The following is a 12,780-nucleotide window of genomic DNA, read 5'->3' as shown; positions in this document are numbered from 1 at the left end:
AATGTCATTCTTGACGAAAATAAATGCAGAAAGCCCGTGTTAGTATTTTTTATATATCGAGCCCTAGGGCGATGGCGTACTTTTTGTATATCTTTGAGAAGAATTTTAATGATAATATTTTATGGCAGGATTACCTTTAATTTGGATTATATTTATCGGGTTTACTTTGTTGAGCTGGCTGGTGAGCCATCAATTACAAAGTCGTTTTAAGAAATACTCTAAGATACCTACCGCTAACGGGATGACGGGGCGTGACGTGGTGGAGAAAATGTTGAGGGATAACGGGGTGCAGGGTGTGAAAATCGGTAGCGTGGAAGGACAATTAACGGATCACTACAACCCCACGAACAAAACTATTAATTTAAGTCACGAAGTATATTATGGTGCCAATGTGGCAGCCGCTGCTGTCGCTGCCCATGAATGTGGACACGCTTTACAGCATGCTCAAGCGTATAGTATGTTGCAATTACGTTCGGCTCTGGTTCCGGTAGTGAGTTTTGCGTCGCATTGGGTGCAGTGGATTTTGTTGGCGGGGATTCTGTTGTTACAGCGTTTCCCAGAATTAATGCTGATCGGGATTTGTTTGTTTGCTTTGATGACTTTGTTCAGTATTGTCACTCTGCCCGTGGAGATTGATGCGAGTCACCGGGCTTTGGCTTGGTTGCGTAACTCCGGCATCACGACTTACGAATCACAGGAGAGTGCTAAGGATGCTTTGAAATGGGCCGCTTATACTTACGTGATTGCCGCTCTTTCTTCTTTGGCTACCTTATTATACTATATCATGATTTATTTGGGAAGAAGAGATTAAGATTGGAATATTTTTTCGAAGAAGATTTTCAGAAATAATTCTTTGGGAAGGAGTGGAAACACTCCTTTTCTTTTTGTGCGATGTTGTATAGGTTTTGAATGTGTATATCAAGGGTTGGGTATGGGAAGAGTTTGGCTGTTGAGTGGTTGTTGGGTGACAATTAGGCGCTCTCGCCGCCTACTCGCCGCCTTGTCGCCCGCTTATAGCCGCCATTTTAACAGGATATAAGGAAAAATAATATATATCGGATTCTGGGAAGGGAAAGTAATGATACGTGAATAGGGGAGTAATCAGGATCCTTTTTTGATGTTTAACCCGCTTGGATGGGTAGAGCTTGTAATAACTATCTCTTCTGGCTTTGAAGTGACCCCATAAAAATAGAAGAAGACTTTTTAGCCTTCTTCTATTTTTATTTTATGATGCCTAAATTATTTAAACGCCTCTTTGATTTTCTCGATATAGTCCAGCTTTTCCCACGTGAAGAGTTCTACTTCTTTTTCGATGGTTGGCCAGTAATTCGAGGAGAACACTTTTTTCACGATTCTGGGAGTACGTCCCATGTGGCCGTAGCTTGCCGTTTCCTGATAAATCGGGTTACGGAGTTTCAGGCGTTCCTCGATGGCTTTCGGACGCAAGTCAAAGATTGAAGTGATTTTTTCGGCAATGGCGGCATCACTCAAGTTCACCTTGGCTGTTCCGTAAGTGTTCACGAAAACTCCGACGGGGCGGGCAATACCGATGGCGTATGAAATTTGTATCAGTATTTCATCGGCAATTCCTGCAGCTACCATGTTTTTTGCGATGTGCCGTGCGGCGTAAGCGGCAGAACGGTCTACTTTAGACGGATCTTTCCCGGAGAAAGCACCTCCCCCGTGGGCTCCCTTGCCCCCGTAGGTGTCAACGATAATTTTTCTTCCGGTTAATCCCGTGTCCCCGTGAGGACCACCGATCACGAATTTTCCGGTAGGGTTCACGTGAAGAATCAAATCTTCATCGAAAAGGGCCTGTACCCGTTCCGGCAATTGGCGTTTCACTCTCGGTAACAAAATATTAATGATGTCCCAGCGTATTTGATCCACCATTTGTGCATCAGCCTCCAGTTGGGCTTCCGGGGTGGGAGCCGTGGCTTTGACAAATTCGTCGTGTTGGGTGGAGATCACGATGGTATGAATCCGGGCAGGTTTATTGTCGTCCCCGTATTCGATGGTTACCTGTGATTTGGAGTCCGGACGCAGATAGGTCATTTCCTGGCCTTCTTTGCGGATTTGTGCCAGTTCGTACAATAATAAATGTGATAGTTCGAGAGATAACGGCATATAATTGTCCGTTTCGTTACAAGCGTAACCGAACATCATACCTTGATCTCCGGCTCCTTGTTCCATGGGGTCTTCCCGAACAACGCCGCGGTTGATGTCGGGGGATTGTTCGTGAATGGCACTCAGTACACCACAACTGTTCCCGTCGAACATGTATTCGCTTTTCGTGTAACCGATACGGTTGATCACTTCCCGGGCGATACGTTGTACGTCTACATACGCTTCGGTTTTGATTTCCCCGGCTACAATGGTTTGACCGGTAGTTACCAATGTCTCGCAAGCTACTTTGGCATCCGGGTCAAAGGCGATGATTTTGTCAAGTACAGCATCGGAAATCTGGTCTGCCACTTTGTCGGGGTGACCTTCCGATACAGATTCAGATGTAAATAAATATCCCATAATTCATTTTAGATTTAGTGATTCAGTGATTTGGTGATTTAATGATTTGATGATTTAATGATGTTGTAACAAACGAATCACTTAATCGAAAATCATTTAATCTCTCAATCTCTTTATCGTAAATTAAACTATAGGAAAGTACATGGATGGTTGAATTCAGAATTAAATATGCATTTTAGCGCTTTTTTTCCGTGGTTGCAATCAGCCAAATCTTTCCACTTTTTCGAGGGGCAAAGATAGATTTTTATTAGATAGGAATGAAACTTTCTTTCGTAAAATGAGTATTTTTGTTATTAAAGAATGTAATTATGGGACACGATCATTCACATGCCGGGCATCAACACGCTCATGGAGAGAGTACAAAAAATTTGGGTATCGCTTTTTTCCTGAATCTGGGATTTGCCGTTATCGAGATTGTTGGGGGAATATGGACCAATTCGGTGGCTATTATTTCCGATGCGGTACATGATTTCGGGGATGCTTTTTCTATCGGGGTTTCTTATTTTCTGGAACGTTATTCGAGAAAGAAGAGGACCGTGACATTTACTTACGGGTATAAACGATTTTCGACGCTGGGGGCGTTAATCAATTCGATCGTGTTGCTGGTAGGGTCGATCTTCGTGTTCATGGAGACGATTCCCCGTCTATTTCATCCCGCGGAGGTGAATTACTCCGGGATGATGTGGTTGGCGGTGGCGGGACTTGTCGTGAACGGGTTCGCTGCCTTGCGGCTGATGAAAGGAAATTCGATCAGCCAGCGGGCCGTGATGTTGCATTTGTTGGAGGACGTGCTGGGATGGGTGGCCGTGTTGATCGGTAGCGTGATTATTCGTTACACGGGATGGTATTTTATCGATCCGCTACTTTCGGTTGGTATCGGGGTGTTTATTCTGACGAATGTGTGCCGGAATTTGTACGCAATTTTCAGAATCCTTTTGCAAGCTGCGCCGGAGCATATGCCGGAGGATAAGATAAAGGCCATTTTGCTGGAGGTGCCGAGCGTGAAGGACGTGCATGATCTGCACGTGTGGACGCTGGACGGGGAAAGGAATATCGCTTCGGCCCACCTGATTGTGGCAGATGATATTTCCCGGGCGGATGCCGTCCGGGTGAAACATGATGCCGTGGATCGGTTGAAGGAGGCGGGCATAGATCACCTGACCGTGGAAATCGAGTTCGAAGGGGAGGGATGTTATAGTTGTCCCGTGGAATGACGGGAGGCATCAATCCGTTCCGTGAACTCGGAGATTTCGGGAAGGAAATTCTCGTCGAGACGGGCGAATTCCTTGGCAAAGTTTAGGCCTTTTTCAAGTGCTTGTAATTTCAGGGAATGACGATTTGTTTTTTCGTAGACGGTAGCCAAGTTCCAGCAAGCGGTCAGAATGGATGGCGGTGTCTCGTACTCGTCGTCGTACGTTTCCTCGTAAGCGGAAACAGAGCGACGGAACATCTGTTCCGCAGATTCCCAGTTGCCCCGGTCGTAATGGTGTTGACCTAATCGAAACAAATAGCTGGCTAGGGGTGTTACGAGGTAATCGTTATGGCGAACCAGTTTAATGGATTGTTCGTAACTTTCCAGTCCTTCCAGTAAAATAGAATCGAGTGTTTCGGGAGTTGTCATGATCTCTTGCAGGTAGGGATCGTCAATAGAAAGCCATTTGTAATCGAGGCTTTCGTTCAAGTCTATGTGTATACGTTTATTCCCGGTATACGCGAACACGAAACGAAAATCGTGATGATAGTGCTGATCTTCGTTTTTCTTCTCGTTACGTGGAATCGGGTGGGAATTGATCTCAACGCAATAGGCTTTATTTTTAATGAGGTTGATAGGAATCAGTTGTTCGGCTGTCAGTCCGGTTTCTTCTTCCACTTCCCGTAATGCAGCTTCGAAGAGAGAATCATCGTCGAGGTCCACGTGGCCACCGGGAATATGCCATTTATCAAGGGTCTTGTGATGTAGTAACAGGACTTCACGAGTGGGAATGTGGATGATCGTTCCGCTTGCCGTGATGTGTCCGGTGAAATTTTTACGGTCACACAAATCTTCTTCGTCGAAGTTGTTGAATAGTTCGATGAACTTTTTACTTGCCCCGTTTTTCAGGTATTTCAAGTGTTTTTGTATTTCCAATTTTGTTACCATAGTCGCTAAATCCCCTTTTAATGGTTGATTTGTAAAAATACACTTTTTTTTATTTTCAAGTACTCGTTTGGGGAATGTAATTTTATAAAATAGAGTTTGTAATGAAAATATTTTTCATTTTTAGTGTGACTTACGTAAATATTTTAGAAAGTATTCGTATATTTGTGATGAAATAAACACGATTCTTTTTGAAAAACGGAGAGCTATGAATGACTCGAATACCATAAATAAAGGTTCGCTACCGGGATTGAAAGAGAAACGGTACTTGCAGAAGAAAGCAATTATCGGTTTCCTTTACCGGATGGGAGAGTTGTCCAAGCCTGAGATTTGTCGCCTGACAAACGTGACCACGCCGACGGTTAGTCGCATGATCGAAGAGTTGATAGAAGAGGGATGGGTGATTGACCGGGGATGCGGAAATTCGATCGGGGGTAAACGTCCTCACGTGTTTTCATTAAATCCGGATGCTGCGTATATATTAGGAGTGGATATTGGTCGGGAGTACCTGCGGGTGGCTATCTTTAATTTGAAGAATGAGCCGATTGAGGGTATTCTGGAATATCCCTCGATTTTGGAAGAGCAGGATGATGAGGCGACTCTCCGTTACGTGCGGGAGAAGATTGACGAGACGATCGGGCGTTTGAATGTGGATCGGGCAAAGATCAAGATGGCGGGTTTCGCTCTTCCGGGATTGATCGATCGGGAGGGAACTTCATATACTTATTTGACGTATGAACAACCGGGGATAAAGAGTATTTTGGAGGAAATGCTGAAAATCCCGGTATTTATTGATAACGATTCTAACGTGATGGCCATGGCGGAACACACGTTCGGGGTAGCCAAAGACGTGAATAACGTTTTGTGTATTAGCGTGAACGAGTGTATCGGTTTGGGGATGATCCTGAACTCGAAATTATATCGCGGGGGAATTGGCATGGCGGGAGAGTTCGGGCATATCCGTATTTCAGGGCTGGAGGCTCCATGTCATTGCGGAAAGATCGGTTGCTTGGAAACCGTGTCTTCGGGACGGGCTATAGAGAAGGTGGCTGGTAAGCCGTTACAAGAGATTATCGAGGCGGCCCGGAAAGATGATATTTCGGCTATCGACCTCTTGCATCGTGCGGGAGAGAAGTTGGGAGAGGGAATAGCCACGATGGTACATTTGTTTAACCCGGACATGGTAGTCATCGGTGGGGAGATCGTGCAAGCGGGCGATTTGATGCTGGTTCCGGTTCAACAGGCGATAAATAAGTACGCTTTGGCTCGTATGCGAGGACATTGCGAGTTGAAGATGAGTAATCTGGGTGTTTATTCGGCGATATTGGGTACGTTGATGATGGTCATGGAACATTTGTATGATGATTCTGAATGTGGGTACTCGCTTTATTAACAAGGAAAAAATTAAAGATAAAGATATGATGATTACTAAAAACTACATCGCTAAGGGCGAGGGAGCCAACAGGTTCGAGAAGATTCCTGTTCAGATTTATGAAACAGCGGACGAGGCTGTGAAGGCCGTTGCCCGTGAGATTGTGGATTTGGTACAAACGAAAGCGGCTAGCAGTGAAAAGTGCGTTTTAGGTTTGGCGACCGGGGTTTCCCCGATCAAGTTGTATCAAGAGCTGGTGAGGATGCACCGGGAAGAAGGCGTTTCTTTCCGTAATGTGGTTACGTTCAATTTGGACGAGTATCTGCCGATGCCGAAAGAGTCGGAGCAGAGCTACCATTATTTCATGCACCACCATTTGTTTGATCATATAGATATTGACCCGAAGAATATTCATATCCCGGACGGAACGCTGGAAGGGGATGAAATAGATAAATTCTGTCGGGATTACGAGAAGGCGATCGATGCTGCCGGGGGAATTGACCTCCAGATATTGGGCATCGGACGTACGGGACATATCGGTTTTAACGAGCCGGGGTCTTTTATCACGTCCCAGACCCGGAAGGTGTTCTTGAATGACTTGACGATAAAAGACGCGATAAAGGATTTCGGAAGTAGGAATCTGGTACCCACGAAAGCGATCACGATGGGAGTCGGGACGATTATGCAGGCCCGGAGAGTGATTCTGATGGCGTGGGGAGAGAAAAAGGCCCCGATTATCAAGGCTACCGTGGAAGGACGGGTGTCAGATTCGGTTCCGGCAACTTTCTTGCAGATGCATTCTAACGTGCAATTTATTATTGATGAGAGTGCGGCTAGCGAATTGACCCGGGCGGATTACCCGTGGTTGGTGAGCAAGGTGAATTGGGATGATAAGCTGATTCGTAAAGCGGTGATCCGGTTGTGCCAGAAGTTGAAAAAGCCCATTTTGAAAGTCGAAGATAAAGATTATCAAGATAACGGTTTGAGCGATCTGATCGAGAAGTTCGGTTCTGCAAACAAGGTGAATATTGCCGTGTTTAATGATATGCAGCACACCATTTCCGGGTGGCCGGGAGGGAAACCTAACGCGGATGATTCAACCCGTCCGGAGAGAGCGCATCCTTACCCGAAACGGGTGTTGATTTTCAGCCCGCATCCGGATGATGACGTGATCTCGATGGGAGGAACGGAGGCCCGTTTGGTGGAACAGGGGCATGAGGTGCATGCGGTTTATCAAACATCTGGGAACATTGCCGTGTTTGATGATTACTTGTACGAGATGATGGATATTGCTGACTTGTTCGCCCAAAATATGGGAGTGTCCGGCGAGGGGTACAAGCAGGTGAAGGAGACGATTCGGAATCTGAAACCGGAGGGAAGTGAACCTAAAGAGGTGTTGAAGTTCAAGACGGCCTTGCGGGCGGCAGAGGCTTTGGCCGCTTGTCGGTTTATGGGTATCCCCTCGGAGAGAGTACATTTTTTGAATTTGCCTTTCTATGAAACGGGTTCCGTGAAAAAGAACCCGTTGGGAAAAGAAGATATAGATATTATCGTGAATCTGTTGCGGGAGGTGAAACCTCACCAGATTTATGCTGCCGGAGACTTGGCCGATCCGCACGGAACGCATAGTGTTTGTCTGGATGCGATCATGCAGGCTTTTGACGTCGTGTGTGAGGATGACTGGTTCAAGGATTGTTACGTGTGGTTGTATCGCGGGGCTTGGTTGGAATGGGAGATCGAGAAGGTGGATATGGCGGTGCCGGTAAGCCCGTCGGAATTATCCATCAAACGACAAGCGATTTACCGACACGGTTCACAGAATAACGGACCGGCTTACCCGGGAGATGATCCTCGCGAGTTCTGGCAGCGAGCCGAAGACCGTAACCGTAACACGGCCGACTTGTATAACAAGTTGGGAATGGCGGAGTACGAGGCGATGGAGGTCTTCGTGCGCTACAAGCATAGGAAATAAATGTTGTGTTTTATATTTTTTTTGCTGGAGCGGGGTCTGTTTTTAGACCCCGTTTCTTTTTTCGCCTGTGGCGAGTTGCGAGTTTCAAGTTGATAAGTTACAGGTTTGTGGATGCTATTGTAACGAATGTTACAGTAGTGCCTGTTACGATAGTTTGAGTTGGTGATAAAATAAAAACAACCTCTTGAGTTTTGATAAGAGGTTGTTTGATAAATTTTTTATAGTAATGATATCTTAGCTTTTGCGTTCGATCTCCCGGAGGTTTTCCATTTTCTTTTTCCGCAAGAAACCTTGGATGTCTTCGAGGTGTTCCTTTACTTTCTTGTTACCGAATTCGTAGACCTTGTGGACGAGTCCAGTGAGGAAATCACGGTCGTGGGACACGACGATCAAGGTGCCATCGAACTCTTTCAAGGCATTTTTCAGGATGTCCTTGGTACGGAGGTCGAGATGGTTGGTCGGCTCGTCGAGAATCAACAGGTTCACGGGAGAGAGCAACAACTTGATCATGGCCAATCGGGTACGCTCTCCACCAGACAGAACTTTCACCTTTTTGTCGATGTCGTCACCGCTGAACATGAAAGCTCCCAGCATATCCTTGATTTTGTGTTTCAGCTCCATGGGAGTTACGTCATCGATGGTCTGGAAAACGGTAAGACTTTCGTCCATGAGAGAGGCTTGGTTTTGGGCGAAATAGCCGATCTTCACGTTGTATCCCAATGTCAGTTTTCCGGTATAGGGAATTTCTCCCATGATACATTTTACTAGCGTGGACTTTCCTTCCCCGTTACGACCGACGAAAGCGACTTTCTCCCCCTTCTCAATCGTGAAGTGGGCATCTTGGAACACGATGTGTCCGTCATAGTCTTTCGTAAGCTCTTCTGCGATCACCGGGTATTTACCGGAGTTCGGGGCGGGCGGGAATTTCAGTCTCAGTGCGGAAGTGTCTTCCTCGTCAACTTCCAATATTTCCAGTTTCTCCAACATCTTCACGCGGGATTGTACTTGTAAGGTCTTGGAATAGGTCCCCTTAAAACGCTCGATAAATTCTTTCGTCTCGGCGATCATCTTTTGCTGTTCGTCGTAGGCCTTTTGTTGCTGAATGCGCCGTTCTTGGCGTAGTACGAGGTATTGGGAGTAATTTACCTTGTAGTCGTAAATACGGCCCATGGTGACCTCGATCGTTCGGGTAGTGATGTTGTCAACAAATGTCCGGTCGTGGGAGATCACGACGACAGCTTTCCCGTTATTCACGAGAAAATCCTCCAACCATTGAATCGAATCGATGTCAAGGTGGTTGGTAGGCTCGTCAAGTAGTAATACGTCCGGGTTTTTAAGCAACATTTTAGCCAACTCGATACGCATACGCCAACCTCCACTGAAATCGGCTGTCGGGCGGTTGAAATCTTCCCGTTGGAATCCGAGACCCAACAATACCTTTTCAACATCCGCCTCGTAATGCGTGGAGTCGATGCTATAAAACTTCTCGCTGAGTGCGGATACGTCTTCAATGAGTTTGTAATACTCTGGAGAATCGTAGTCCGTTCTTTCGGTGAGTTGTTGATTCAACCGTTCAATCTCTTTCTCCATCTCGAAAAGGTGGGCGAATGCCTGTGCCGTTTCATCGAAAACGGTTCTTTCGTTATGGGTCATTAAATGTTGTGGTAGGTAAGCAATAACAGTTTCCTTCGGGTAGGAGATATTTCCCCGGGAGGCTTGGCGTTCTCCCGCTAGAATTTTTAGTAACGTGGATTTACCTGCCCCGTTTTTTCCCATGAGGGCAATCCGGTCCTTGTCGTTAATAACAAATGAAATATCTTTAAAAAGCGCTCTGTCTCCAAATTCTACTGTTAATCCGTCTACTGAAATCATATTTAATTGAAAATTGAAAGTTGAAAATTGAAAATGGATTTACATTTTCAAATAGCGGTGCGAAGATAAGATAATTTGTTTATATTTGCGATATGAACGATTGCAAGTCGTTTGATAAATTATAAATCTGAAGTTTATGAAGACAACATTTATTTCTAATCGTCAATTTCAAGTGAGGGGAACGAACTTTGAATCTTTCAAAGGAATGGGCCGTGCTTGTTGTTGCTGTTGTTGTTGTCTTTAATCCTGCCATTTATATTTCTATAAACGTTTTTCGGTAGGCAGTGATTGTCTCTCCGGTAGGTTTGGTGTATTCAGACCGGCGGGTGGGGAGTGTAATCTAAAATCGCAAATCATAAATTAAAAATGATCATGTTGGTAAAGAAGAACATTCTTGAAACCATAGGGCATACACCTATGGTGCGTATTAATCGTCTCGGTCAGAACCCGAACGTGAATATTTTCGCCAAGTTGGAGGGATTTAATCCCACGGGTAGTATTAAAGATCGTATCGCCTTGCAGATGATCGAACAGGCAGAGCGGGAGGGGCGTTTGATACCTGGTAAAACCATTATCGAACCGACTTCCGGGAACACGGGGATCGGTTTGGCCATTATCGGTATCGTGAAAGGTTATCCCGTGGAGATTGTGATGAGTGAGGCGGTGTCCGTGGAGCGAAGAAAGATTATCCGTTCGTACGGGGGCAAGGTCATTCTGACTCCCGCGGCGGAGGGGACGGATGGTGCTATTCGGAAGGCGCATCAACTTGTGGAAGAAAACCCCGGAAAATATTTTATGCCCGACCAGTTCAGTAATGCCGGGAATTATCAGGCACATTACGAGAACACGGCCATCGAGATCTGGCAACAGATGGAGGGGGAGATAGATTACTTGGTGAGTGCCTTGGGAACGTCGGGGACAATCATGGGAATATCCCGTTTCTTGAAAAGATGTAAGCCGGATATAAAAGTCGTGTCCGCACATCCCGTGAAGGGGCATTATATTCAAGGTCTAAAGAATATGGAAGAGGCGATTGTTCCGGCTATTTACGATCCCTCCCGGATAGATATACAGGTGATGGTGGAGAGCGAGGAGGCTATTGCCATGGCTCGTGAGATTATTGTCTGGGAAGGTATTTTTGCCGGGATGAGTAGCGGGGCTGCCATGGTGGCAGCTCTGAAGACCGCAGAACAGATAGATGCGGGCAATATTGTAGTTATTTTCCCCGATAGGGCAGAAAAGTATCTGAGTACTTCGATGTTCGGGAATTTGGTAGATTATTAAGAGTCAGGGATTTTCTGTTTACCGATCAATTTTGGCTCTCTTTTTGTAGGATGTTCTGCGAGTGTAAATTTTGTTATAATATTTAAGAACAAATTAAAAGGAATAGTCGTACAATAGAGTTACGAATAAATTATTGTTATGATGGAAATATCAGATATAGGATTGATCGGATTGGCGGTAATGGGAGAGAATTTGGCTTTGAACTTGGAAAGTAAAGGGTACACAGTCTCTGTTTACAACCGGGTTCACCCGGACCGAGAAAGTGTGGTAACCCGTTTCGTGGAAGGGCGAGGGAAGGGAAAGCGTTTCCACGGGACCTATACGATTGAAGAGTTCGTGGAGTCCATACGCTTGCCGCGGAAGATCATGTTAATGGTGAAGGCCGGGGATCCGGTTGACGAGTTGATCGGGCAGTTACTCCCGTGGCTTTCTCCGGGGGACGTTATTATTGACGGGGGAAATTCGGATTACCACGACACGGAACGTCGGGTGAAAATGTTGGAAGAGAAGGGCCTCTATTTTATTGGAGCCGGAATTTCCGGGGGAGAGGAGGGTGCGTTGAACGGGCCTTCTATCATGCCGGGAGGTTCCGTGACGGCTTGGCCACTAGTGAAAGATATATTACAGTCGATTGCGGCAAAATTGGAAGACGGTTCTCCTTGTTGCGAATGGATCGGTCCCGGCGGGGCAGGGCATTACGTGAAGATGGTACATAACGGGATCGAGTACGGGGATATGGAACTGATCGCGGAGGCGTATTCCATGTTGAAGAAAAGAACCGGGTTGGATAACGACGGCTTGGGAGATATTTTTGAGTTGTGGAACCGGGGAGAACTGAATAGCTTTTTGATCGAGATTACTTCACATATTCTGCATTACAAGGAAGAGAACGGAGACTATTTGTTGGATCATATTCTGGATGTGGCCGGGCAGAAGGGAACGGGAAAATGGAGTGTGATGGCGGCCTTGGATGAGGGGGACCCGTTGACGTTGGTGTCGGAGGCGGTGTTTGCCCGTTTCATGTCGTCTTTGGTGAACGAAAGAGAGAGAGCGTCCGTGCAGTACCCCTCGGGTAAGGTGGGGGATATGGAGGCTTGCATTACCTTGAACACTTCCGGAATCGAGGCTGTGAGGGACGCCTTGTACGCGGCGAAACTGATCTCTTACGCGCAGGGATTTTCCTTGATGCGCAGGGCCTCCGAGCGAAATGGTTGGAATCTGGATTACGGGACAATCGCTAAAATATGGAGAAAGGGATGTATCATTCGCTCTGTATTTTTGGAGAGGATTACCCAAGCATTTACGAAGAGTCCGGGATTGCAGAACTTGTTATTCGATGCTTTTTTCCACGAGAGAATGGAAAATGCCTTGCCGGCTTTGCGGGGGGTGGTCGTGGATTGCGTGTTTAATGGTATCGCGGCACCTTGTTTTTTCTCGGCGTTGAGTTATTTTGACGGGTTACGTAATTTTACTTCTGCGGCGAATCTGATACAGGCGCAACGGGATTATTTCGGGGCGCATACTTACGAACGTACGGATGCCGAAAGGGGTAAGTTTTTCCATACCGACTGGACGGGAAAAGGTGGAAAGACGGTTTCAGGAACTTATAATGTGTAA

Annotated in this window: 9 protein-coding genes; 6 read left to right on the top strand and 3 right to left on the bottom strand. The window is 46.2% G+C overall.

Annotated features, from left to right (window positions below; all coding sequences use genetic code 11):
- Nucleotides 1–121: 121 nt before the first annotated feature.
- Entirely contained in the window at nt 122–811 is a 690-nt protein-coding gene (locus tag F1644_RS08000; RefSeq protein WP_118305651.1) for a zinc metallopeptidase, read from the top strand.
- 428 nt (nt 812–1,239) lie between these two features.
- Here F1644_RS08000 and metK read toward each other — a convergent pair whose 3' ends face one another.
- Nucleotides 1,240–2,526 carry a methionine adenosyltransferase gene (gene metK / locus F1644_RS07995; protein ID WP_087422000.1) on the bottom strand — a complete coding sequence of 429 codons (1,287 nt, stop codon included), beginning with the start codon at nt 2,524–2,526 and terminating at the stop codon, nt 1,240–1,242.
- A 308-nt stretch (nt 2,527–2,834) separates the two neighbouring features.
- Here metK and F1644_RS07990 point away from each other — a divergent pair, with 308 nt between their 5' ends.
- Entirely contained in the window at nt 2,835–3,740 is a 906-nt protein-coding gene (locus F1644_RS07990; protein ID WP_118305652.1) for a cation diffusion facilitator family transporter, read from the top strand.
- On the opposite strand, the gene F1644_RS07985 is transcribed toward F1644_RS07990, so the two are convergent.
- On the bottom strand, nt 3,719–4,666 hold the full coding sequence (locus F1644_RS07985; RefSeq protein ID WP_118305653.1) for an NUDIX domain-containing protein: 948 nt from the start codon (nt 4,664–4,666) through the stop codon (nt 3,719–3,721). The genes F1644_RS07990 and F1644_RS07985 overlap by 22 nt on opposite strands.
- 205 nt (nt 4,667–4,871) lie before the next feature.
- Between F1644_RS07985 and F1644_RS07980 the strand changes: the two genes are divergently transcribed.
- Together F1644_RS07980 and nagB are read left to right on the top strand one after the other, a co-directional pair.
- On the top strand, nt 4,872–6,056 hold the full coding sequence (locus F1644_RS07980) for an ROK family transcriptional regulator (RefSeq protein WP_118305654.1): 1,185 nt from the start codon (nt 4,872–4,874) through the stop codon (nt 6,054–6,056).
- Between the two features lie 28 nt (nt 6,057–6,084).
- Nucleotides 6,085–8,007: a glucosamine-6-phosphate deaminase gene (gene nagB, locus F1644_RS07975; protein WP_168044537.1), complete on the top strand. Its 1,923-nt coding sequence runs from the start codon at nt 6,085–6,087 to the stop codon at nt 8,005–8,007.
- 234 nt (nt 8,008–8,241) lie between these two features.
- On the opposite strand, the gene F1644_RS07970 is transcribed toward nagB, so the two are convergent.
- On the bottom strand, nt 8,242–9,879 hold the full coding sequence (locus tag F1644_RS07970) for an ABC-F family ATP-binding cassette domain-containing protein (protein ID WP_118305655.1): 1,638 nt from the start codon (nt 9,877–9,879) through the stop codon (nt 8,242–8,244).
- A gap of 375 nt (nt 9,880–10,254) precedes the next feature.
- Here F1644_RS07970 and F1644_RS07965 point away from each other — a divergent pair, with 375 nt between their 5' ends.
- Complete coding sequence (locus F1644_RS07965; RefSeq protein ID WP_087422230.1) at nt 10,255–11,163, top strand: PLP-dependent cysteine synthase family protein; 909 nt, start codon at nt 10,255–10,257, stop codon at nt 11,161–11,163.
- Between the two features lie 141 nt (nt 11,164–11,304).
- Nucleotides 11,305–12,780, top strand: a complete 1,476-nt coding sequence (gene gnd, locus F1644_RS07960) for a decarboxylating NADP(+)-dependent phosphogluconate dehydrogenase (protein WP_087421994.1) — start codon at nt 11,305–11,307, stop codon at nt 12,778–12,780.

This window comes from Butyricimonas paravirosa (assembly GCF_032878955.1).
Lineage (GTDB): Bacteria > Bacteroidota > Bacteroidia > Bacteroidales > Marinifilaceae > Butyricimonas > Butyricimonas paravirosa.
Note: the sequence above shows the minus strand (reverse complement) of the source record. Positions and strands in the feature narration are given on the sequence as shown.